A 25,252-nucleotide genomic window follows, 5' to 3' on the forward strand; every position below is an offset into this window, starting at 1 on the left:
AAATATGCTGAAAAATTTAAATTTTAACACATTTTTATCTAAGATAAAAGAAAGAAAATTATATTATTTATTCTTATTTTTTTCAGGCTTATTTTTTGCTTTTAGCGTACATCATTGGGGATATCAATTATTTACAGACCCAAAGATTTATTCCTATGTTGATGATGGAATGATTACATATTCGCATGCTAAAAACTTATACGAGTATGGTTTTATTGGTGTTTCACCATCTGGCGGGATTGTGGAAGGATATTCTACTCCATTTTTATTCATCAATCACGTAATTGCTTATGGATTAGGTATATCTTACCAGCAATATACAGATTTTCAAACATACATATCTTTGTTTTTTTTAGGTTGTTTGTTCTTTTACATTAGTGAGGGAATATCTTTTTGGGCAAGAGGTGTATTAGTAGGATTCTCTGTATTTATCTTTTGTAATTCTCAAATATTTTTAGAATGGCATGGGTCTGGTATGGAAAATGCACTTACTAATTTATTCATTCCGTGGGCTATTGTCGTTTTGTACAATTATATCAAAACTAATAAAGTAACTATAGTAGGGATTATTGTAGTAGGATTGGCTTCTATTACTCGTGTTGATTCACTATATTATATTGTTCCTTTACTTTTTATTTCCTTGTTATTTGTGTATAAACAAGGAAATAGTACATTTAAAAATATAGGAATAGACGGGGTTAAATTTATGAGTATTCCTATATTTTCTTTGGTTACTCGTTATATTTATTTTTCTCATATTTTTCCTGACTCATCAAGAGCACAAGAAATTAGTATTGGCAAACAACTTTATTTATTGTTTACTTTAGATACTTCTTATATAAAAAGCTCAATGAATTTGCTGCAATCAATATTTTATGTTAATGCAGCATACCTTATTATTCCAGCACTGGTTTTATTTGCTTTTGTGAAGTTATCAGATAATGAAAATGCTTTTATTTTCTTATTATTAATAGCTACTGTATTAATATTTTTTCATCCATTTATATTTCATGCCTCTAGGTTAGATCCCTCGAGGTATGGCTCGCAAGTACTGCCTATTGCTATTATGGTAGTTATTATTGCTGCCAAGCAAATTTTTGTTTGGAGTTATGACTTGAAAAAAATATTAATAATACCAGCCTTTGTGATGACTTCTTTGGTTACATTCAAACAATTGAGTCATGAACCTTATTATATTTGTTGTAATATGGACTGGATTGATGCATTTACTGCAAGGTTTAAGGGATGGGCTGATGAAAATAGAATCTATCGTGCTACAATTTCAAACCCTGATTTGGGAATAGTAAGTTATAAAAAATGGTATAATATTGTTGATTTAGGTTGTTTGGGAAGTCCTGACTTAGGGCTTATTAATACCAATAGAGCCTTACAAGGTTTTTATTTGGGGCAATTAAGACGACCTGATTTTATTCAAGCTCACTCAGAATGGGCGCAAATGTATCGTCATTTCTTGAATCATCCTGACTTTTTCAATTATTATAAACCCAATGAAGTTAATTATTCTCAAGTATCTAAAGATCGTTTACAAGGTGCACCTGAAATGATTTATGCTTCTGCTAGAGAAATAATTGATGTTAACAATCCTGTCAAAAAATTTGATTTGAGCTTACAAGACAATCTTAAAAACCCTGATGTCCTGCTCAAATTAATTAACGAACAAGTAGCATTAGTTTTAAATAAACAAAACTATAAACCATCTGATTGGGCGTATATTTCTAGACAAGTATTTCGTTATGTGCCTGAATTTAGAAAGTTAAACATTTTGGATAAGGTAGTAGAAACATTATCTAAAATAGATGATAATGGTTATCATAAAACATTATTCTATTCATATAAAAACTCCCGATGGGATGAGAATATGTTTGAAATAACTAAACAATTATGGCTCAAAGAATATTTTCAAACAACAGATTTTAATAATGCATTAAAAGACAATGCTATTAAGATATTTGATGCAAATGATTATCAATTATATATTAGCAAAAATAATGGAGCTGGTATAATATTTTCAAAGAAAAAACTTGATGAAGATGCAAATATATTCGTGCGCTTCATGCCTAAACAAGAACGACTTATTCCTGCCCCTTGGGTTATAACAGACAAGTATGAATATAATATGAACGCAATAAAAGAAGCGTATTTTGGCGAGCATGATGGCCTATATGTGTACTCATTCTATTATACTACACATGATATTATGGACATTAAAGTTGCTCTTTCTACAAAAGATGGGGAGGTTATCAATATTCAACATTCTAATTATTTGATAAATCCACAAGATAGCTTGTCTTATAATTTATTAAATAACCATACTGAAACTGGTAATCATAAAACAAATTATTATTCGGATGATAGTTTTAATGGCTATTTGGAAGTAAATGCTAGCACTGATAAATATGCACTGTATGGGCCTTATATTCGGATGAAAGCAGGTAATTATAAAATAAAACTTAATTACTTGGCTGATGATTATACAGATAAATTCTATGCAGATATATTTTCTTCCGAGAAAGGAATTATTGCTCAAAATGACGGATTTAAACCTGCTCAATTGGGCGATAAAAAATGGCAAATAGTATATAACGTCTCACTCAAAGAAGATGTTGAAAACTTTGAATTTAGGGTTAAATACAAAGGAGAAAAAATGGCTTCTTTAGAAAAAGTAACCATCATTCGCCAATAAAACAAAAAGAGCTACCTAATATTATAGGTAGCTCTTTTTGTTAGTTTACGAACCGACTGGATAAATTTTGGAAAGGTCGGGACGCGTAATGCTCAATAGCTGAAATTCAGGCAACGAAAACATTTTTCGCATTCCGATTTTGTGTAAAAGCTCAATCTCGCCTACATAAATAGGATACAGCCCAAACAGCGCAACGCGGTCGTTTTCACCTAATTCGATATTCAAAAAATCTTCGGGCTTGGTGGTTGCCGAATTGAAAACCACAAAACCTTCCATTTCGGATTCGGGGTGAATCGTGCCACCAATGTCGAAAAGGCTACCAATCGCAAAATTATTGCTGTGGCGATGTGCTTCTATCAGGTGCGCCATCGCCAACGGCCATTCGATTTGCGCCGAAGGTACGGTAAGCATCAGTTCGGGTTTTAAACCCGCCTCGTCCCATTCGGGGTGCGAGGCTTCCGAAAGGCCGTAAGTGATAGCTGTAACAAAGCCTTTGTTAGGATAATTTAGGCATTGCGCCACCAAAATAACGTCGCCGTCTTCCGTTTCGATGCCTAATACTTCTGCCCTGATCCCCAATTTTTCGTTTAGGTATTCTAAAAATTTCTCTGCTCGCGCATTATTCATAACTGTTTGTTGTTTTGAGTTTATGCCAAAACCTTATCGGTTCGATTCGTAATTTATTTGGTACTTTGTTTTACTCTTGCCCTGATTTCGCTCAAAGACATATCTACTAGCAACTTACCATCGCGGAAAACTTCTTTTAACTCGCCTGTTTTCTCGATTTCCCAAGTTACTTGGTCTTTGAGCACATACGAACCATTTTCGGCTACTACGCACATGAGGCCTTTGGCCGATTTTTTAGTACCGTCGTCGGTTATGGGGTCTTTAAAAATCTCGCGACCTACGCTGTTCACCTCGCCGTAAGTGGCTTTCATGGCAAAGCCAAACGTGTCTCTGGTGTTATATTGGTAAGTGTACGAACCAACGCCAAATACTACATTTGTGGAAGCAAAACCTTTGATTTTCAGCCGTTCACAAATTTGCGTAGCTCTTTCCAGCGTGATGCTGTCGCCATAAATCGCACCAATTTGCGGAATCAATTCTTTAAATCCTTTGTCGTTTACGCGGCCACCAAACACGTCCCAAAGCAATTCGACTACGCCTTTTTTCTCGTTTTCATTTTTGCCGTTCGGGTTGCCGCAAATAATGTCCACAGGGTCGCCGCTGTCAGGGCGAATCACGACTTTGCCGTCTCTTGTCGCAATTTCAGTTTTGAGTTTGGGCAAATATTCGGTCAGCACTTTCCACAAATCCCACGTATCCGACACAATGGAAACTATGCCTTTCGGATAAACTTCCGTAATGAGTCGTTTGAACGTTCCCAATTCATCGTCTAGTGTTCCCATACACATCACCGAATGTTCGGTAGCAGCCACTGAGCCGCCAACCAGTTCTTTGTCCGAATTGGCATTGTAGTATTTTTCCAAAAAGTCGATGGAGGGAACTGTATCCGTGCCTGTAAAACTCAACAAATGTGCGCTTGCCGAAGTAAAAGCAGCATCAATGCCGCCCATGCCGCGCATCGAAAAATCGTGGCACTGCCAGTCCACAAACTCAGGTACAGAGGAGGTTTGCGCGGCGTACTTATCCAAAATTTTGCGATATTGGCGGGCAACAGTAGCCGACGTACAAGGCTGCCAAACTACCGCCGAAACCAAGGTTTCAAAATAATTGGTAAGCCAAAAAAATTCTGGCAAAGTATTGTACATCGTAAACATTGGTACACGCACTGGCACGCTTGCACCTTCTGGCAATGCCTTGATTACCATCGGAATATAACCCAAATCGTGCAAGGCCTCAATGTGCGCCGTACCTACTTGGTTTTCGCCCAAATAGTTGTTGATGCGGCGACGATATTCAGCCACTACTTTTTCTTTGGGTTGTTTGAAAAAGTAGGTTTCGAAATCTTCCAGAATATATTTTTTGATAAAATATTGTAGCCCAAACAAAACGATTTCGTTTACACCTTCCAACCTGCTTTTGCGTGGTGTCCAGTTAGAATACACTAATGTAGTACCGTTGGGATATTGTCTGCGATGGTCCACTTTGTAGCCATCAGTTAATAACAAAGGATTCATTTTGTGGAATGTTTTATGGTTGAGAAATGAAATTGGTAAGTTTTAAACAAAGTATTTCCATTGTCCTGCGTTTGGCGCAAGAGGTGTGTTCTAAAGAATATGGCAAAAAGTTGTAGGTTGATTTTTTTCTACGACAACAAGTCTTTGTCTAAAGTAATTTGTGTCAATTGCTTGTGGCTCAACTCCCGAAACGAGTTGGTGGTAAAAATATGGGTAAAATATTGCGCCAAATTGTCAAACCCATTCGTGAAAATTCCGTGTGTAACGGCCAAATAAAGTTTGCCTGCGTTTTTCTTTTGTAGCGCGTCGGCCAAGCCCAAAAACGTACCGCCTCCGTCGCAAATATCATCGACAATCAAACAATTTCGGCCTGCCAAATCGTCCGCAAAAACCTTAAAACCTGTGAGTTGTCCAGTCTTTACGTTGCGGCTTTTGCTGCATTCTATCACTTCCGCGCCACCCAAAAACTCCGACACTTTATAGATTTTTTTGAGTGCGCCACCGTCGGGCGAAATCAATGTTACGTTTCCGCCGATTTGCTCCATTACGCGTTGCACAAATTTGTGATTGCTGGCCACTCGGCAGTTGTGCAACAAAGCGGGCGTAACTTCCGAATGCGCATCCAATACCACTACTTTTTTAAAACCCAACGCATTGATAATGTCGGCATACACTTTCACGGAAAGCGGCTCGCCCGCCACCATGACGCGGTCTTGACGCGCCGCTGGAAAATATGGGACAATCAATTTGCTAACAGAAGCGTCCATGCGGTGCAGAGCATCCACTGCCAAACACAACACACCCAAATCTTGGAAAGAGTTAAGGCGATGCGTAATCGTAACTTCTGCCGCCGTGTCAAATGCTGGATTTATTTTGATGTGTGGCTCACCACCCGAAAACGTGAACACTTCAAATTGTATTTCTTCACCTTCTAAAGGCTTAAAATTCTTGTCTAAATTGAGAATCATCATGCTTTTGCTGTGTGATTATAATTCAAAGTTAAATGCGTTAAATCAAAAAACAAACAATTTGCGTATTTTTTACGCAAATTTAATTTCAAATACAAAGCCTTCTTCGTACAACTGACTGTATTTCTGCTTGTTAAACCTATAAAATTTGGCTGGGCGACCCACTTTTTTAAGGGCAGGTTTTTCGGATTCTTCTATTATGCCAAAACTGTCTATCTTTTTGTGGAAGTTTCGGCGGTCTATTTCTTTCTCCAAAATGGTACAATAAAGATTTTCCAACTCCGAAAACAAAAACTCGTCGGGCAGCAAATCAAAACCAATCGGCTGATACGTGAGTTTGGCTTTGAGGCGTTGGTGTGCTTTTTGGAGTATAGCCAAATGGTCAAAAGCCAGCGGCGGCAATTCATTGATAGCAAACCATTTTGCTTCGTCTGCGTCGGTGTCGGCCACAGGTTTTAGGTTTTGGGAATTGACCAAGGCAAAATACGCCACCGAAATCACACGGAAACGTGGGTCGCGTTGCAGCTCGTCGCCGAAGGTGTAGAGCTGTTCCAGATAATTAACTTTTAGACCTGCTTCTTCTTCCAGCTCACGGTTTACTGCCTGCAAAAGTGTTTCGTTGTCTTTGACAAAGCCGCCCACCAAAGCCCATTGATTTTTCATTTCTCCAAATTTTTGCTTGATAAGCAGCACATTAAGCGTATCATGCGCGTAACCAAAAACGATAGCGTCCACCGCAACTTTAATATTTTGTTTGATTGGCATTGTGTTGGGCAATAGGGTATCTGATGGCTAAAAATATCAAAATTTATCACCAAAAACATTTTTTTATCCAAGATAAATGCACGAAGGCATAAAAAAAGCGACCTTGTTCAGGCCGCTGGGTAATATTTATACTTCAAATCCGAGTAGAAGAATGTCGTCTATTTGTCGATTTCTGCCCAGCCAATCCATAATAATTTTGGACAAAGCATCGCCTTGCTCATGAATTGGGGTTTCTTGTACAGAAGCTAATACCTGATGTAGTCGCTTGGCCGAAAAACGGCGATTATTTGGTCCGCCAAATTGGTCTTGGTAGCCATCGGAAGCCAAATAAAAACGGTCTCCTTCCTGAATTTGGATCATATGCTTGGTGAATTTTTTGCCTGCGTATCGCCAGCCACCAATCGGAATGGCATTGCCTTTTATTTCATTAAAAATACCATCGCGAATCCAATACAGCGGCCTATTCGCTCCCGCAAACTCCAATGTTTTGGTTTGGTGATGGATAATGCAAAGCCCCAAATCCATGCCATCGTGTGGCTGGCCATCAGGTTCGGTTTGGCGTAGTGTGCGAATTACTTTTTCCAACAACATATCCAGCACCAAGTCAGGCGACGTAATGTTGCGGTCAATGATAATTTCGCTAATTAAGCTATTGGCCATCACGGACATAAAAGCCCCAGGTACGCCGTGTCCCGTACAATCAATGGCGGCCACCGCCGTAAAGTCGGGTTGCGTATGAAACCAATAAAAGTCACCGCTTACAATATCTTTGGCTTTGTATAGAATAAACGATTTTGGGAAACGCTTGTGTATCAAATCACTTTGCGGAAGCAATGCTTCTTGTATGCGCTTGGCGTAATTGATACTATCCGTAATTTGCTTTTTGTGTCGTAGCTCCTCGCGGTTGCGGATAAGCTCGGCGTTTTGGGCTTCGGTCTCTCGCAAAAGTTCTTGTACGGCTTCTTGCTGCAACACTTGTTCGGTAATATCGAAGCGTACACCGATGTAACGCACAGGCTCGCCTGTTTCATCGAGTACTGGCGCGATGGTTACTTGTACCCAATAGGGTTCACCATCTTTACGCTGATTCTTGATAGTCCCCTGAAAAATGCCACCAGCTTTAATAGTAGCCCACATTTTCCGAAAAATAGCAGAAGGAGTCTCTGGATGTCGGACGATACTATGCGGCTGCCCCATGAGCTCTTCGCGCGAATAGCCCGATATTTTGCAAAAATGGTCGTTTACAAAAGTAATCGTGCCAAACGCATCTGTTTCAGACACCAAAGCCGCATGATTTAACACACCAACTCGTGCATCTAATTCGCTACGAATCTGCTCACTTTCACGGTATTTTTCCTTCAGACTTTCCTGAATGGCTCGTATTTCCTCGATATTTTGCACCAATTCTTCTTGGTGCATCAACAACTGTTGGTTATGCTCTTCAGCTTCAGCCAGCAAATCAGCAATAATTTGACGTTGCTGCATTTGCTCGGTAATGTCAAAATTTACGCCAATATATTTAACAGGCTCTCCGTTTTCGTCCAATACTGGTGCGATAGTAAGTTGTACCCAATATGTTTGCCCTTCTTTGGTACGGTTGCGCAACGTACCTTTCCATACCTGCCCACTCTTTATTGTTGTCCACATTTCCCTAAACACAATTTCTGGTGTTTCGGGGTGGCGCAATAGATTTTGTGGTTTACCCAAAAGCTCGTCTTGCGTATAGCCAGATACTCGGCACAGTTGTTCATTTACGTAGGTAATATTCCCGTACTTGTCGGTTTCGGATACTAAAGAAGTTTCGGCTAGCACTTTCATTCGTGCATCTAGTTCGCTATGAATTTTATGCGAAACCTCGTACAGTTGTTCAAATAATTGGTTAAGGCCTTTATAAGAATTTTCCATTTATAGTTAGCTTACACAGAATAAAATGAGAATTGATAGAATTTGGTGTTTTTATTACTTATGTCAAGACATGAGCAAGGTTTGTTTGTTTGTTGAATGTGTGTAGCTGTGGGGTATTTGGGCAAAGCTAATCAAAAAAAGTAACCTTTATGGATATTATTATTATCATAAAAGCTGGTGACTTTTGTTATAATTTGTCATTACTATAATACACTATGTGTTTTTTATTTTTTTTACCAAAAATTTAATTATCATAATCCTATTACAATAATATTTATTTACAATATAAATGTGTTTATTTTGTTATAATTTCATTTTTTTTGTATTTGCAGCAAGAAAATATATTTCCCAAATTCTATGAAACAATTACTAAAGTCTATAGCATTGGCAATAGCTTTTCCGACAGCAGCTATGGCACAACAAAGTACACCAATTTTTCAATCCGAACATTTTTCGCTTTACGCAAACAAAATAGTACAAGAAAAAAATGAGGCGAAGGCTATTTCGCCGTTGCAACTTAACTCCAACTATAAAAGCCCGCTTGAAGGCCGAATGAGCCGCCGCATTTCATTCAAATTTGCTATCAATGGCCTTGATAATGAGCAAGGTTTTGGCATAGACCATCATTTGGTACTTTTACCCAAAAACAACAAAGTAGAATCCATTGTTTATATTTTTGGAGAAAAAGACAGCCAAAAAGCTGTAATTCCTGCGGGGGTTTCGGACGTGCTCGAACCCAACACCGAACTAACCTTGCGTTTGGATATGCGTCACGTGTTGGCCTCATTCAAAGAAAAAGGATTTTACCAAACCCATGACGGCAGCCAAATAGCAGCTTCCGATTTTAAAGGCGTTTGGGTAGCAGGCAATGCGCAACCGCTCAACTGGGATTTTGGGCAACCCGAATTACAAAAACATTTGCAGTTGCAAGACCCTGACGGCGATGGCATTTATCAAATCAAATTGGTTTTTAATAAAGTAGAAAAGCCGCTTAAACCGCTACCCATTCCGTCGCGCACGGTAAAGGCAGATTTGAGCAAGTTCCCGCAATATCAGTCGCCACAACTGCTTTCGGATGCGCTGTACAATATGTCGTTGGAAGAAATGCAACAAAATATTCGGGCAGATGGCGCGCTGATGGCTGGTGCAAAATGGGAAGGAGTTTGGACGCGCGATGTGAGTTACAGCATCATTTTGGCACTGGCCATTGCCGACCCAGAAGCCGCCAAACGCAGCCTCATGCAAAAGCTTACTGCTGACTGGCGCATTATCCAAGACACAGGAACGGGCGGCTCGTGGCCAATATCTTCCGACCGCATGATTTGGGCTTTGGCCGCTTGGGAGATATACAAAGTAACGGGTGATAAGGCTTGGCTTTCGCAGGCATATAGTATTATTCAAAATTCTGTAAAGGCTGACTTGGCAACACTAGCGAATCCTCAAACAGGTTTGTTTTATGGCGAATCCTCGTTTATGGACTGGCGCGAACAAAGCTATCCTGCATGGGCAGATCCTCGCGACATTTACAAGTCACAATGCTTGAGTACCAATATTATTCACTATCAGACCTATAAAGTATTGGCTTCTATTGCTTTTGAAAAAGGTGATACACTTTTGAATCAATACAATAAAATAGCCGATAGCCTTCAGCGCAGTATTAACACACATCTCTGGAATCCGAAAACTGGTTATTACGGACAATATTTGTATGGCCGCAATTATCTGAGCCTTTCGCCACGTTCGGAGGCTTTGGGCGAAGCCCTAGCCATTTTGTCGGGCGTTGCGCCACAAGACAAGCAAGCAAGCATTATCCAAAACACGCCCGTAATGGAATATGGCGTGCCGTGTATGTATCCGCAAGTAGCCGAACAATCGCCCTACCACAATGATGCAGTTTGGCCATTTGTGCAAGCGTATTATATGTGGGCCGCCGCCGACCTCAAGCAAGGCAAAGCCGTAGAGCACAGCATCGCCAGTATTTACAGGCAAGCCGCTTTATTTTTGACCAACAAAGAAAATTTGGTGGCTTCGACGGGAGACTACTTAGGCACAGCCATCAACTCTGACCGCCAACTCTGGAGCGTAGCCGCCAACTTGTCTGTAGTCTATCGCGTATTTTTCGGTTTACGATTTAATAGCGACCAATTGTATTTTGCACCTATTGTACCTAAAGCATGGGCAGGAACACGTACACTAAAAGGCTTAAAATACTGTAAATCAACTTTGAATATCACCGTCAAAGGCTTTGGTTCAAAAATCAAAACCATTACGATGGACGGAAAATCTCTCCCTCGTCCAGAACTTGACAACACGCTACAAGGTACGCACAACATCGTCATTGAGTTGGATAATACGGACGTACCCAAAGGCAGTCAAAACATTGTAAAACCGCTAACCTCTCCCGCTACACCTCACGTACTACGCAATGGCAAACAAATCGTGTGGGCTGCCGTACCAGAAGCAACCGAATATCAGGTATTTATTAACGGGAAAAAAGTAGCGACCCAAACCCAAACCAGCTATAATCTTGACGGCGATGGCGAGTATCAAGTTTTGGCAGTGGCTAAAGGCGCAGACTCATTTTTGAGCGAACCCATCAGCAACTACGAAGCTCGAAATTTCTTTGTACAGAAATACGCGGGCGGAGCTTTGGACATTCAGTTTAAAGTAGAAAAGGACGGAATTTATTGGCTTGATTTCTTTTATGCCAACGGAAACGGCCCTATCAATACGGACAATAAATGTGCGATTCGGTCGGTGTTAGTAGATGGAGCACGACAAGGTGCAGCAGTATTTCCGCAACGCGGCTCAAATGATTGGACAAGCAAAGGCTTTAGCAACGCACTTCCCGTGAAACTTACAGAAGGCCAACATACACTTCGTTTGGAGTTGCAATTAACAGATGCCAATATGAACGAAAGCCAAATTAATGAAGCACACATCGAATATTTGCGCGTTTCGCAATAATTAATTCTATCTTTTACATCAAACAATGCAATTAAAATACAATACAATATTTTATTAGTATTGTTTGATGTAAATTTTCAAAGTGTTTCGGCAGCTTGCCCACCAAAGTATTTGAAATTGAGAATTTAATCTCTGATATTTGCCGTTAAACATCTTTTTTTCAAGAATGGTCTTAGACATCATTTTTACGCTTTTCCTTGTCTTTTTGAATGGCTTTTTCGTGGCAGCCGAATTTGCCATCGTGAAAGTAAGAGCATCGCAAGTAGAACTTATGGCCAAAACGGGCAGCAGTGCCGCCCTTATGAGCAAACAAATCCTCTCTCATCTCGACGCGTATCTATCTGCAACTCAACTTGGTATTACTTTGGCTAGTTTGGCCTTAGGCTGGATTGGTGAAAGTGTAGTAGCTGAAATGGTGCTCAATATCGTGCATTTGCTCGGCCTCAATATTACGGACGCATTGGCGCATCAAATTGCTGTGCCGATTGCTTTTGCCGTCATCACTATTTTACATATTGTTTTTGGGGAGCTTGCGCCTAAGTCTTTGGCGATTCAACGTCCCGAAAATATTACGATGCTTGTGGCCTATCCGCTACGCGGCTTTTACATTGTGTTCAAACCGTTTATCTGGATGCTCAATGGCTTAGCCAATACCGTTCTGAAAATTTTTGGGATTACGCCCATACACGGCGAAGAAAATCACAGCCCCGAAGAGCTGCGCTATTTGGTGGAGCAAGGCAAAGAAAGTGGCTCTATCGAAACGGCTAACTACGAAATTATCCGAAATGCCTTTGCTTTCTCTGACCGCATGGCCAAACAAATAATGGTGCCGCGTATGCGCGTGGTGGCCATCAATGCCGCGTTGCCAGACGAGACCATTATCGAAAAAATGTTGGAAGAAGGTTATTCACGTATTCCCGTGTATCGCGATTCGTTGGATAATATTATCGGTATTTTGTACGTGAAAGACGTGTTGGCCATGATGCGCCGCGAAGAAAAACGCCCTATCATTGAGCTAATACGCCCCGCAACTTTTATTCCTCCTTACCAAAAAATAACCAAGCTATTGCGCCAGTTTCAACGCGACCATTTGCACATTGCCATCGTAACGGACGAATACGGCGGCACGGAAGGCATTATCACGATGGAAGATATTGTAGAGGAATTGGTAGGCGAAATACAGGACGAATACGACAACGAAACGCCAATTATCGAGAATGTGGGCGAGGCTATTTACCGCATTTTGGCTGATGCTGCCGTAAGCGACATCAACAAGCACATAGACCGACCACTTTCGGAAAATCCTGAATATGATACGATTGGCGGGTTGCTGACTTATCATTTTGGGAGGCTGCCGAACGTAAACGAGAAGATAGAAGTAGAAGATTATGAGTTTGTAGTCTTGAAGAAATCGAAAAGCAATATTATTCTGGTGCAAATGCGCGACACGCTCCCGCCCGAAGACAAAGAAGAATAAACAAGTTCCTCGACACCCACAAGCAGCCATGTTTGTGGGTGTTTTTTTTTATGGCCATACAAAAGAATACGTACAGCCCGTGCGTATCTACAGACAATGCGGAAGGCATATTCCTTTTTACCCATAGAATAAATTAAATGCGTCATGGCATATTTCTTTTTACCTATAGAATAAATTAAATGTGTCATGACATAATTCTTTTTACCCATAGAATAAATTAAATGCGTCATGACATATTTCTTTTTACCCATAGAATAAATTAAATGCGTCATGACATATTTCTTTTTACCCATAGAATAAATTAAATGCGTCATGACATAATTCTTTTTTACCCATAGAATAAATTAAATGCGTCATGGCATATTTCTTTTTATCTATAGTATTAGATACGCACGGCCGTGTGTATCTACCAATGGATGAGGCTATTTATTGAAACAAACTGAAAATGGCTTTGGCTTTGAGCATACATTCGGCGTATTCTGCCGCGCCGATGGCATCGGAAGTAATGGCACTGCCTACCTGAAGGTTAAGCCGTTGGGTGTGCGTGTCGGCGAACAAGGAGCGAATCACCACATTAAAATCAAAATCGCCTTCGGGCGTGATATAGCCCACCGCCCCCGAAAACAAACCGCGTTGGGTGTCCTCGTACTGCTCGATGAGTTGCATGGCTCGGATTTTGGGCGCACCCGTCATGCTGCCCATCGGGAAGGCATCGGCCAAGGCTTTTGCCCACGAAACCTCAGGGCGCAAGGTGGCCGCCACGGTCGAAATCATTTGATGCACAAACCGAAAACTATAAATGCCGAAGAGTTCGGGGACGTGCGTAGAGCCAATCAGGGCGTTGCGCGCCAAATCGTTGCGCACCAAATCGACAATCATCAGGTTTTCGGCGCGTTCCTTTGGGCTATTGCGCAAAAAATGTTTGTTGGCCTCGTCTTGTTCGGGGGTTTTGCCGCGTGCCGCCGTGCCTTTGATGGGTTGGGAAATGAGATTTTGCCCTTGTTTTTTGATGAAGCGTTCGGGGGAAGCGCAAAGCAACCAACGGTTTTGTTGCTTATGCAGGGCGGCGAAAGGCATGGGCGAAAGGTGGTTGAGTTGCTGGAAAATGGCCAGCGGTTGGAGGGGCTGGGGGGATTGTGCCGTAAACTCAATGCAATAATTTATCTCGTAAATATCGCCCGCCAAAATGTGTTGTTGGAGTGCTTCGACGGTGTGTAAATATTTTAGCTCGGCGGTTTGGGCTTGCCATTGGAGGGCGGGCAAAGTTTGGGGTAAGTGGGTTTGTTGCAGAAGAATATGTTGAAAAATGCGTTCGGGTTGGGGGGCAAAAATCTGCACGTTTTGGCCGTCGTCGGCGAAAAGGAAGAGGTATTGGGGTTTGTAGAAAAAGAAATTCGGCCAGCCTTTTAGGTCAGAATTTTGGGAGTGTAAGTCTTCGGTTTCGTTTTTGAGGTCGTACCCGACATAGCCAATGCACCATTGGCCGCCGTGCCATTGTGCGAGTTTGTCCCAGCAAGTGCCGTGTGTGGCAGGGCTAAATGTTTCGGTAGCCCCGACAGCCAAGATTTTGTTAAAGCCGCGGTTCGGATAGGGAATATCGTTGTCGGTAAGCCAAGAAAAATGGTCAAAGTGTTGGGCCCATAGCAAGGCCTTTGTCTGAAAATCAGGGATTTTGTTCAGGGAAAAAGTAAAAGTGTTTTGCAAAATAAACCTCCGCTATAATGAAAGGCGCAAGATATACCTTTTTGGGGTTTGGGGGAAATAAGAAAAAAACACTCACTTTCGAGAGCGAGTGTTTTTCTACTATCAAAACAAATAAATCAGAAATTATTTATGGCATATAAAAACACACTGATTTTCTGTATTTTACTTTTGTGCAAGATTGTTGATGAAGATTTGTGCGATGTTTGCTAAAAACAAATCTAAGGTCGCTTGCTTACTTTCATTTTTCTGTAACAATTGTTACACAAGCTCATTTTTCGTTATTTTATTTACGTTTAAATCTCATAACATTGCTTTTCGCCGTGTGATATTGCGTTTTTGGGTAAAAATGAACCCAAGACTCAACGCGATTTTATTTCTTTGTAAAACGGCATGGCAATGTCATTATGGATATTTTACTAAATCATCACTTAAAATGAATCGTATTGTAATTCTGCTGCTTGTAGTGGCTTCTGTTATTTTTTTGGATTGGTACGCCTACCAAACCATCAAAGTTGCGGTGCAAAATTGGACTGGCGTGGGTCGGTTGGTGGTGCAACGTGGCTATTGGGTATTGTCGGCTTTGTTGATTGTGTTTCTGGCTCTCATTACGCTTACGCGTGTGGGTGTGCTGGGGCAGGCAAGCGAAATCACGCGTAACATTGTCGCAACGGCTTTTTTCGGTATTTTATTAACCAAAATTTTCTTGGTTTTATTCTCGGCTATCAGCGACGTTTGGCGCGTGACGCAATACGCTTTCGAGATGGTGCAAGGCTGGATAAGCACACCAACCAAAGCTGCCACGGACGTGGCAGAAGCGACACCCGCCGCCACCGACAACACGATTACGCGTTCCGAATTTTTGGCCAAAACGGGTGCGGTGGTTTCGGCTATGCCGTTGGTAACGATGGGTTACGGCATTTTGTCGGGGGCGCACGACTATCGCGTACATCGCCAAAAAATTTATTTACCCAACCTGCCCAAAGAGTTTCACGGCTTGCGCGTGGGGCAACTTTCGGACATTCATAGCGGTAGTTTTTTTAATAAAACAGCCGTAAAAGGTGGCGTGGAAATGCTCCTGAACGAAAAGCCTGATGTTATCTTTTTTACGGGTGATTTGGTGAACAATTACGCCAAAGAAGTAGAAGATTATATCCGAATTTTTGATAAAGTAAAAGCTCCGTTGGGCGTGTATTCGGTGTTGGGTAACCACGATTATTCGGATTATGTGGCATGGGACAGCGCAGAGGCCAAACGCCGCAACCTGCAAGACCTCATGCACGCGCATAAGCTCATGGGCTGGCATTTGCTCAACGACGAACATATTTTCTTGGAACAAAATAAAGAAAAACTCGCCGTGATTGGGATTCAGAACTGGGGTGCAAAAGGTAATTTTCCGAAATACGGCAACTTACACAAAGCGCACGCAGGCACGGAGGAAGCTCCCGTAAAACTTTTGTTATCGCACGACCCCAGCCACTGGGACGCGCAGGTTCGCAAGGAGTTCAAGGACATTGATTTGATGATGGCAGGCCACACGCACGGTATGCAGTTTGGCATCGAAACGGAGTTTTTCAAGTGGTCGCCTGTGCAATATATGTACAAACAATGGGCAGGGCTTTACACGGAAGGCAACCAACATTTGTACGTGAACAGAGGTTTTGGCTACTTGGGTTTTCCTGGTCGCATTGGCATTTTGCCCGAAATTACGGTATTTGAGCTTTGCAAAGCCTAAGTTTTGGAGTAGTGATATAAACAAAAAACGCAGCTCGTAAGAGTTGCGTTTTTTGTTTATAGGTGATAATCAATTATTGGCTGATACTCACTTTTTGGGTTTGCGTGCCGCCGTCGGAAATGAGCCTTACCAAATAAATTCCGCTGCCATAGCCCGACAAATCCAGTTTGGTGTTTGCTTCGTTGGTGGTGCTCGTTTCCAAAATCATTTTGCCCAATGCGTCCGTTACCAAAATGCGGCCATTGGTGGCGGTGCTGTTTACATGGAAAATTCCATTCGTCGAAGGGTTGGGGTACACCTCAAAAACGTCTGCACCCTTGCCGCCGCAATTGCTCATAGCCGTTGGCGAATAGCTGTATTTTCCATCAAAATCTGTTTGCTTTAAGCGATAATAGGCCGTTTCGGAAAGCGGATTTTTATCTACAAAAGCATATTGCTGCCTTTCGTTGGAATTGCCGTAGCCTTTTAGCGTACCGACTACTTCCCAATTTTTAGCATCTGTGCTGCGCTCAATGGCAAAAGATTCGTTGTTCGTTTCGGAAGCCGTAGCCCAACGAAGTGTTACGTTATCTTGCTGACAGTCAGCTTTAAATGAAATGAGCTTGATGGGCAAAATGGTAGTAGCTTGGCTGTAATAACCAAAGGTACTAAAACTGGTGACCGTAAATTCCACGTAACTAACGCCCGACTCCGTGCCTGTGGCGGTTGGGGTGATAAATTCCACGTTGCTAAGGCCAGTAGGTGCCATATCGTTGAGTACGTCTTGCGCCGAACTGCCCGAATGTTTGAACCACCCCGACGTAACCGACGGGCTGCTGATTGGCCAAGCTGTAGCGGTCATATTATTGTTTTCGGTGGGATTGTAATACACGCGCACGATTACGCCGCCGTTGGTGGTGTGGCTACCTGTTGCCACAACCGTATGTAGGCGTTTGCTTACGCGCAACGTATTGCTGGCATCTGTACTTTGATAATAGCCCGAACCAGCCGCCGAGAACGTACCAGAACCGCCCGTTAGGTTGCCTTGATTGTTGAGGACTACGGACGTAGGCGCGAAACTGGCATTGCCATTGGCATTAAGGCCAATGAGTTTTTGGGTAGAAACAGAAGGGTTGGTGTAAATGGCCGATTCGCAAGACTGCGTGGCGGTAATGGCTTGGCTGCTGGCCACTAATGCAGGCGTAGTAGTATAAGCGGCATCTCCTATAATAGTCCAACCTTTGCCACCCGAAGCCGTAGCCAATACCAAATTGGCACGAGCTGCCGCTGCATTGGTGCTATACCTGCGATTCATTGCCCCCAAAATTCGGGTTGTGGGCGGAAGTGGATTGCTATTCCAGCCTATGAGTGTAGCCGAATAATTACTACAATTCATACCACAGTTATCCAGCATATTATTCATGTTTACAGCAGTGTTGAATGTCCATGCCCCTATATTTTGATTAAAAGAGGTGGCATTCCAAAACATACCAGACATATTGGTAACCTTGCTTATATTCCAATTCCCAATATCTTGATTAAAGATATTGGCGTTTTGAAACATATATGACATATCGGTAACATTAGCAGTATTCCACGCCCCAATATTTTGATTGAAAGCTTTAGCATTTTGAAACATATATGACATATTGCTAACATTGCTTGTATTCCAATTTCCAATATTTTGGTTAAAAGCCATAGCATATAGAAACATACTACTCATATTGGTAACATTGGCTGTATTCCAAGCACCAATATTTTGATTAAACGCGTCAGCATTAGAAAACATACCACCCATATTTTTAACATTGGTGGTATTCCAATTTCCAATATTTTGGTTAAAAGCAGTAGCATTATAAAACATACCACCTATTTCGGTAACATTACTTGTATTCCAAGTGCCTATGTCTTGGTTAAAAGCAGTAGCATTATAAAACATACTATTCATATTGGTAACATTACTTGTATTCCAATTTCCAATATTTTGGTTGAAAGCTGTTGCGTTTTGAAACATACTATTCATAATGGTAACATTACTTGTATTCCAATTGCCAATATTTTGATTGAAAGAAGTGGCATTTCGAAACATATATGACATAATGGTAACATTATTTGTATTCCAATTTCCAATATTTTGGTTAAAAGCAGTAGCATTATAAAACATACCATACGTATTGATAGTATTACTTGTATTCCAATTTCCAATATCTTGATTGAAGGCTGTTGCATTTTGAAACATACTATTCATATTAGTAACATTAGTGGTATTCCAAGCACCAATATTTTGGTTGAAAGCAGTAGCATTTACAAACATACTACTCATATTAGTAACATTAGTGGTATTCCAAGCACCAATATTTTGGTTAAAAGCAGTAGCATTATAAAACATATATGACATATTGGTAACATTGCTTGTATTCCAGTTTCCAATATTTTGGTTGAAAGCAGTAGCATTATAAAACATATATGACATATTGGTAACATTACTTGTATTCCAATTGCTAATATTTTGGTTGAAAGCAGTAGCATTATAAAACATATATGACATATTGGTAACATTACTTGTATTCCAATTGCTAATATTTTGGTTAAAAACCGTGGCATTTTGAAACATATATGACATATTAGTTATATTACTTGTATTCCATGTGCCTATATTGCTGGGCGAATTTAGATTGGTACAGTTCGCAAACATATAACTCATGTTCATAACTCCCCCCAAATTAGGCACGTCGATAGCCGTTACTTGCATATTGGCACAGCCATAAAATGCAGTCTGCATACTTGTCCAAGCCACGCCGCCCCATTGTGCTACCTCCAGTAGCCTATTGCGGTCTGTGCCGTAGCTTATATTAATTCGTTGAAAGTTGGTGGGAGCTATCTCAAGCTGAATAGTTGCGCCTGTGGGCAGCCCTGTGATGGTAAGTGTAGCACCACTCCATGAGCCGCTACCCGAAGCCGTACCGGGGGAAAGTTCTTGCCAAGTATAGTTTACTGTGCCGCTGGTGACAGTGCCTATGCTCAGTTGCGTAGTGCCAGAACCCGCCGTGGCTAAGTTCCATTTCGTAATAAAGTTTTGGGCGGTTGCCGCCGTTTGCCAAAGGCAGAGCATTACTACAAAAACGATTAATTTGTAGGTGTTTTTCATATTGCGTAAGGTTTCTATGTTTTGTTGTCAAAAAAACGTACAAATATAGAATAGATTATTGTGTTTTTATTCTAAATACAGAATAATACCAAATTTTAATTGACTTTTTTCTGATAAAAATAAAGAGAGATTTTGTAATGTAATTACCAATAGAGGCAAATAATGCACCTTTTTTAGCAAAAAATCATGAAAACTAATGTGAAGTTATGCTACTTTTGGGGCTGCCTTACGAAGTGTTTTTGTTCGGAGTGCTGTGGCCTTTACCCACAAAAAAACACCAAACCCGCAGCAAGATGTTAGAATCCTACTGCGGGTTTGGCGTTTTCTAAAAAATATGTTCAGGGCATTAAAACACGTCCAGAACTTTTACGGGTTTGTCGCGAAACGAAAAAGATTCGCCTTTGCGCATTCCGTTTACGGCCTTGAAAAGTGGCGCAGACGGCGAAATCGCGAAATATACTTTGCCATCTATTTTGATTTGGCCTAAGCTAATCGAAATAAAAAGCGATTGCGCTTCCGTGATAATCACCGTACCGAAAGAGGCCGTATCGTATTCTTTTTGCGGGTCCACTTTGTTGAGCAAAGCCAATTCTTCCAATGACTTTTCGTATTGTTTGGCGAACATATCGCGTTTGTTTTGCATTTCCTCGCGGTACGAATCGAACAATTTTTCTTCGGTGTTATCGTCGTGTTCGTTGGCACTTTCTTGCGCGTCGAGCATGGCGTTACGGGCATTGTTCACAATGTCGCGTTGCATCTTGAAGCATTCGGCCAACAACTTCTTTTTCAGTTCGATATGTGGGTTTTCCATTGTCTATTGTATTATAGAGTAAATCAATTTGGAGAGGTATCCTTTTGGGCATTAAAGTCCAAAATAAGGCTGCAAAGCTACAAAAAACTCTGATTTTGGACTTTATTTTTCAGAAAGAATTTATTCAATAATCATGAGTTTGGCAAAACTCAACAGCAAGGTTTTGTCGCCGAGCAAATCAAAATGCACTAAGGCTTTTTTGTCGGGGCTGGCCATGTCCACGGTTTTGACCGTCCCAAACCCAAATTTTTGATGCTCTACGCGCATTCCGTCGCGCAAACGTCTCAAATCCGACGGCACAAAATTCTCCGACGGCACATAAGCCGCAGGGCGGCTCACGGGGTTAGTTGCGATTTTGGTAACGCCACCGCGCACGCTGCTCAGGTTGCGACTGGAGGCCGTGCGGTCTAAACTCGTCGGCAAGCTGCGTTGCTGAATTTTGAGATATTGACGGTCTATTTCTTCCAAAAAACGACTTGGCTCGCAGGACTGCAAATTCCCGTAGCGATAACGCGACGTGGCAAACGACAACGTAAGTTTGTGTTCGGCACGTGTTACGGCCACATAAAACAAACGGCGTTCTTCCTCCAAATCTTGGCGGCTGCCTATCATCATACTGGACGGAAACAAACCTTCTTCCATGCCCACCACATATACATTCTTGAACTCCAGTCCTTTAGCCGAGTGAATCGTCATGAGCGTTACGCGGTCTTTGTCTTCGTCGTTGTCCGTGTCTGCGTCCGTAATTAAGGCCACTTCCTGCAAAAATGAACCCAAACGTGTGTCTTCGCGCTCTGGATTGGCCGTAAATTCCTTGATGGCGTTGAGCAATTCTTGTACGTTTTCGTAACGCGAAAGCCCTTCTACGGTTTTGTCTTCGTATAATTCGCGTAACATTCCAGATTCTTTGGCTACTTGTGCGGCCACTTCGTAAGCGTCGCGGGCTTCTGCCGAAATGCGGAAAGCTTTTATCAAATCCACAAAACCTTGTATGGCTGAGGCCGTACGGCCTTGCAATACTTTATCCACTTCGCTCAGCACCGTCCAAAGTGTAACGTCGTTTTCGTTGGCAATGACGATGAGTTTGGCCAGCGTCGTGTCGCCGATGCCGCGTTTGGGCAAATTAATGACGCGTTTGAGAGCTTCTTCGTCGTTGTGGTTGATAATCAGGCGCAAATACGCAATCAGGTCTTTAATTTCTTTGCGTTGATAGAAAGACAAACCACCCACAATGCGGTATTTGATATTCAAGCGGCGCAAAGCCTCTTCCATCGAACGGGATTGGGCATTGGTGCGGTACAAAATCGCAAAATCGCGGTTGCGAAGGTTGTGTTGTGCTTTTTCTTCAAAAATAGCGTTGGCGATGAGCTTGCCTTCTTCCGTATCCGAACTGGCCTTGATTACGTCAATTTTCGTGCCTTCGGGATTGCTCGTCCACACGTTTTTGCGCAACTGCTTGGTATTGTGTTTGATAATGGAATTGGCTGCTTCTACGATGGTTTGCGTAGAACGATAATTTTGTTCCAACCTAAAAATTTTGAGGTCGGGATAATCGTTCTCGAAATTGAGAATGTTCTGAATATCAGCCCCCCGAAACGCATAAATACTTTGCGCGTCGTCGCCTACCACACAAATATTCTGATGGACTGCCGCCAGTTTTTTGGTAATCAAATATTGCGAAACGTTCGTGTCTTGGTACTCGTCCACCATCACGTACTGAAACTTTTGTTGATATTTATTCAGCACGTCTAAGTGATTGCGAAACAGTACGTTTGTATTGAAAAGTAAATCGTCAAAATCCATTGCACCCGCTTTAAAGCAACGTTCGGCATAGATTTTATAAATACGTCCCATTTCTGGCCGCCCAGAGGCGATGTCATCTTCTTTGTAAATGGGATTGCTCAAATATTCGTTTACAGAAACCAAACGGTTTTTGGCTGCCGAAATTCGCGCCAACACCATAGACGGCTTGTAAACTTTATCGTCCAAATGCAGCTCTTTGACAATGCTTTTGAGCAAAGATTTAGAGTCTTCCGAGTCGTAAATCGTAAAATCGGAAGGGTAATTGATTTTGTCGGCTTCGATGCGCAGAATTTTGGAAAAAACCGAGTGAAACGTTCCCATCCAAATATTACGCGCCTCCGTGCCAACTACTTTTTCGATGCGTTGGCGCATTTCGCTGGCGGCCTTGTTGGTAAAAGTAAGGGCTAAAATATGGAAAGGTTCTACACCTTTAGCTATCAGATGCGCAATGCGATAGGTCAGTACGCGGGTTTTGCCCGACCCAGCTCCCGCAATAATCATGGTAGGGCCTTCGGTATTGACTACGGCTTCGCTTTGTGCCTCGTTGAGTCCGTCCAAAAAATCGCTCATAGCGGATTTGTTGTTTATTTTGATGAATTGAAAATAGTTGCTTGAATCCAAGGCAACCCGCCCGAAAACGGTTTGGCAAAATTAGGAAATATAAACGCAATAATGGTTAGAAGTGTTCATTACATCTGGAAAGCAAGCTGTATAGTTAATAAATTAACCAATAATTTGATTTGCTAAAATCAACTTTATAGTTTTATTATAACTGTATTGTTGCTATATTTAAAATTGTATAGTTGTTTTTTATTTTAAAGCATTCTACCTTTGTGTACAGTTAATCAAAGAAAAGAGAATGGTGACAGAAGAAGATGTTAATTGTTTTTTGAGAGAATTTAAAGAAAAGATGAAGATTTATGAAGTGTTATTTATTAATAGGGAGAAGAACACTAATACGTTATTAGCCTTAGAAATTACACCTAATAAACGAATAGAAATACTAAAAGCATTACAAGCTAAAGATTATAGCGAGGGCCCAAAGCCAGAAATATTGTATAATGGGGCTGATATGTGGGTATTTGGCTACTTGCTAAAAAAGAAAGAAATTTATATTAAGATTACTATGGGACAGACCAATAACCCAGTAATCTGTATTTCATTTCATATAGCTGAGCATAAAATGTCTTATCCTTTTAAAACCAATAAGCACAATGAAAAGTCCAATCACAGGCAAAGAAATGACATTGATTAAGGAGAAAAAGTCAATGAATTTCAGGAAAGAAACCTTTGAGGTTATTTTCCATTATTATAAATGTGAAGACAGTGGAGAAACATTCACAACCACGGCATTAGATAATTTGAATATAAGTCAAGTATACAATCAGTATAGAGACAAACATAATATTCCATTTCCTGAAGAAATAAAAAAAATCAGAGAAAAATATGGTGTTTCGGCAACTAAAATGTCTGAAATCTTAGGGTTTGGAGTAAACACATACAGGCAATATGAAGCAGGTGAGATACCAAGTTCCGCCAATGCAAGATTGATACAAGTGGTGAATGAGCCAGAACAGTTTATTTCTATGCTAAAATTATGTGATACATTCGATGACAAACAAAAAGAAAAATATATCAATAAAGCGTTGTCTTTGCTTGAATATCAGAATAGAGAAAGTTTTGCCAGTCTTAAAAACTATCTGCTCGGAGAGCATTTAGCCGATATTTATTCTGGATATAAAAATCCTAATCTTAATAAGTTTGCAGAGATGGTGATTTATTTTGCGGATAAGACTCAGCCATTTAAAACAAAGATGAACAAGCTCTTATTTTATGCAGATTTTTTAATGTTCAAACAAACATGCTTTTCGATTAGTGGTATAAGATACAAAGCGAGAGAGATGGGGCCAGTTCCTTATAACTTTCAAAGTATATTTGAATACTTAACCACTAATGGATACCTTGATATTTCTTATGTTCAGTTTAATCAAGGATATGTTGGCGAGCAATTTAGTTGTAGAAAGGATAGAAAATTTAATGCAGATTTATTCTCAGAAGAAGAGTTAAATGTCTTGGAAAAAGTTGCGTCATTTTTTAAATCCACAAAAACTAACGAAATTATAGAGTTTAGTCATAAAGAAAAAGCATGGATTAATAATATAAAAAACAAAGATATTATTAGCTATGAGTACGCCTTTGAGCTTTCAGAAATTTAACTATCTTCGCAACATACAGCTATTTTGTTGTTTATATAAATATTTGATATTCAATACAAATGGAAGCATTTTACATCATGTTGGCGGGTTCTTTGGTGGCCGTATCGTGTGCGCTGTTGGGCTGCTTTTTGGTGTTGCGCCGTATGGCCATGATTGGCGATGCTATTTCTCACGCGATTTTGCCAGGCATTGTGGCGGCTTTTTTGCTTTCTGGCCACCGCGATTCTATCACGATGCTGTTGGGTGCGGGACTTATCGGAATTTTCAGTACGTTTCTGATAGAATTTTTTCATAACACAGCCAAACTACAAACCGATGCTGCCATTGGCGTTACGTTTACGTGGCTTTTTGCGGCGGGGGTTATCCTGATTTCGGTTTTTGCGGGACAAATTGATTTGGATCAAGACTGCGTCCTGTACGGCGAAATCGCGTATATCCCGCTGGATTTGTGGTGGCTCGATCCCCAGACGCACATGGGGCCGCGTGTGGTTTGGGTGATGGCTGGGCTGCTGGCTTTGATTATTGCTTTTGTTTATTTTTTCTACAAACAATTGTTTATCACCACTTTTGACCCTGCGTACGCTGTGGCGATGGGCATTTCGGCTACACTTTGGCATTATCTTTTGATGGGGGCGGTTTCGCTGACGACGGTGGTAGCGTTTGAAGCGGTCGGGGCGATTCTGGTGGTGGCTTTGCTGGTCGTGCCTGCGGCAAGTGCTTATTTGCTTACCGAAAGTTTGCCCAAAATGCTTTGGTTGGCTGCTTTTTTTGGGGTGGTTTCGGCGGTTGGCGGTTACTACTTGGCCGTTTGGATAGATGGCTCTATTGCGGGGGCGATGTCGGTGGTGGCTGGGCTGTGTTTTGTGGCGGCTTTTGGCCTGAGCAAACTACAACGCCAACAGGCAACCCAAGCGCAAGTGGCCTAATTCATT

The 25,252-nt window shown here is 41.3% G+C and carries 16 protein-coding genes; 7 read left to right on the plus strand and 9 right to left on the minus strand.

Annotated features, from left to right (window positions below):
- Positions 1-4 precede the first annotated feature (4 nt).
- Entirely contained in the window at positions 5-2,704 is a 2,700-nt protein-coding gene (locus BM090_RS07435; RefSeq protein WP_091510114.1) for a hypothetical protein, read from the plus strand.
- Positions 2,705-2,749: 45 nt separating this feature from the next.
- Here BM090_RS07435 and BM090_RS07440 read toward each other — a convergent pair whose 3' ends face one another.
- The 5 genes from BM090_RS07440 to BM090_RS07460 form a co-directional block, all read right to left on the minus strand.
- Positions 2,750-3,331, minus strand: a complete 582-nt coding sequence (locus BM090_RS07440) for a suppressor of fused domain protein (RefSeq protein WP_091510117.1) — start codon at positions 3,329-3,331, stop codon at positions 2,750-2,752.
- 53 nt (positions 3,332-3,384) lie between these two features.
- A complete protein-coding gene (locus BM090_RS07445; RefSeq protein WP_091510120.1) occupies positions 3,385-4,845 on the minus strand; it encodes a nicotinate phosphoribosyltransferase in 1,461 nt (486 codons plus the stop codon).
- Between the two features lie 128 nt (positions 4,846-4,973).
- Positions 4,974-5,816: a ribose-phosphate diphosphokinase gene (gene prs, locus BM090_RS07450; protein ID WP_221405352.1), complete on the minus strand. Its 843-nt coding sequence runs from the start codon at positions 5,814-5,816 to the stop codon at positions 4,974-4,976.
- A gap of 69 nt (positions 5,817-5,885) precedes the next feature.
- Positions 5,886-6,578, minus strand: coding sequence for an NUDIX hydrolase (locus BM090_RS07455; protein ID WP_091510123.1), 693 nt, complete (start codon positions 6,576-6,578; stop codon positions 5,886-5,888).
- Positions 6,579-6,704: 126 nt separating this feature from the next.
- Positions 6,705-8,483 (minus strand): SpoIIE family protein phosphatase, encoded by a 1,779-nt coding sequence (locus BM090_RS07460; protein ID WP_091510127.1) that lies wholly within the window; start codon positions 8,481-8,483, stop codon positions 6,705-6,707.
- A gap of 357 nt (positions 8,484-8,840) precedes the next feature.
- Here BM090_RS07460 and BM090_RS07465 point away from each other — a divergent pair, with 357 nt between their 5' ends.
- Together BM090_RS07465 and BM090_RS07470 are read left to right on the plus strand one after the other, a co-directional pair.
- Positions 8,841-11,450, plus strand: a complete 2,610-nt coding sequence (locus BM090_RS07465) for an MGH1-like glycoside hydrolase domain-containing protein (protein ID WP_091510129.1) — start codon at positions 8,841-8,843, stop codon at positions 11,448-11,450.
- Between the two features lie 166 nt (positions 11,451-11,616).
- On the plus strand, positions 11,617-12,927 hold the full coding sequence (locus BM090_RS07470; RefSeq protein WP_091510133.1) for a hemolysin family protein: 1,311 nt from the start codon (positions 11,617-11,619) through the stop codon (positions 12,925-12,927).
- 426 nt (positions 12,928-13,353) lie between these two features.
- Here the strand turns inward: BM090_RS07470 and BM090_RS07475 are convergent, their stop codons facing one another.
- Complete coding sequence (locus tag BM090_RS07475) at positions 13,354-14,631, minus strand: anthranilate synthase component I family protein (RefSeq protein WP_245756694.1); 1,278 nt, start codon at positions 14,629-14,631, stop codon at positions 13,354-13,356.
- A gap of 433 nt (positions 14,632-15,064) precedes the next feature.
- On the opposite strand from BM090_RS07475, the gene BM090_RS07480 reads away from it, so the two are divergent.
- Complete coding sequence (locus tag BM090_RS07480; protein ID WP_091510137.1) at positions 15,065-16,363, plus strand: metallophosphoesterase; 1,299 nt, start codon at positions 15,065-15,067, stop codon at positions 16,361-16,363.
- 73 nt (positions 16,364-16,436) lie between these two features.
- Here BM090_RS07480 and BM090_RS07485 read toward each other — a convergent pair whose 3' ends face one another.
- From BM090_RS07485 to BM090_RS07495, 3 genes are all read right to left on the minus strand, one after another.
- The gene (locus BM090_RS07485) at positions 16,437-19,490 is read right to left on the minus strand and encodes a BspA family leucine-rich repeat surface protein (protein ID WP_091510139.1); all 3,054 of its coding nucleotides are present in this window, start codon (positions 19,488-19,490) and stop codon (positions 16,437-16,439) included.
- Positions 19,491-19,836: 346 nt separating this feature from the next.
- A complete protein-coding gene (locus BM090_RS07490; RefSeq protein ID WP_091510144.1) occupies positions 19,837-20,301 on the minus strand; it encodes a hypothetical protein in 465 nt (154 codons plus the stop codon).
- A 120-nt stretch (positions 20,302-20,421) separates the two neighbouring features.
- Positions 20,422-22,674: an ATP-dependent helicase gene (locus tag BM090_RS07495; protein ID WP_091510147.1), complete on the minus strand. Its 2,253-nt coding sequence runs from the start codon at positions 22,672-22,674 to the stop codon at positions 20,422-20,424.
- A 289-nt stretch (positions 22,675-22,963) separates the two neighbouring features.
- Between BM090_RS07495 and BM090_RS07500 the strand changes: the two genes are divergently transcribed.
- Genes BM090_RS07500 through BM090_RS07510 form a run of 3 tightly spaced genes read left to right on the plus strand, consistent with a single transcriptional unit; the run spans position 22,964 to position 25,246 of the window.
- Complete coding sequence (locus BM090_RS07500; RefSeq protein ID WP_091510151.1) at positions 22,964-23,359, plus strand: type II toxin-antitoxin system MqsR family toxin; 396 nt, start codon at positions 22,964-22,966, stop codon at positions 23,357-23,359.
- Positions 23,319-24,320, plus strand: a complete 1,002-nt coding sequence (locus BM090_RS07505) for a type II TA system antitoxin MqsA family protein (protein WP_091510154.1) — start codon at positions 23,319-23,321, stop codon at positions 24,318-24,320. Before BM090_RS07500 ends, BM090_RS07505 begins: the two co-directional genes overlap by 41 nt.
- A gap of 59 nt (positions 24,321-24,379) precedes the next feature.
- The gene (locus tag BM090_RS07510; RefSeq protein ID WP_091510158.1) at positions 24,380-25,246 is read left to right on the plus strand and encodes a metal ABC transporter permease; all 867 of its coding nucleotides are present in this window, start codon (positions 24,380-24,382) and stop codon (positions 25,244-25,246) included.
- Positions 25,247-25,252 lie beyond the last annotated feature (6 nt).

It is taken from the genome of Flexibacter flexilis DSM 6793, from assembly GCF_900112255.1.
Classification (GTDB): Bacteria; Bacteroidota; Bacteroidia; order Cytophagales; family Flexibacteraceae; genus Flexibacter; species Flexibacter flexilis.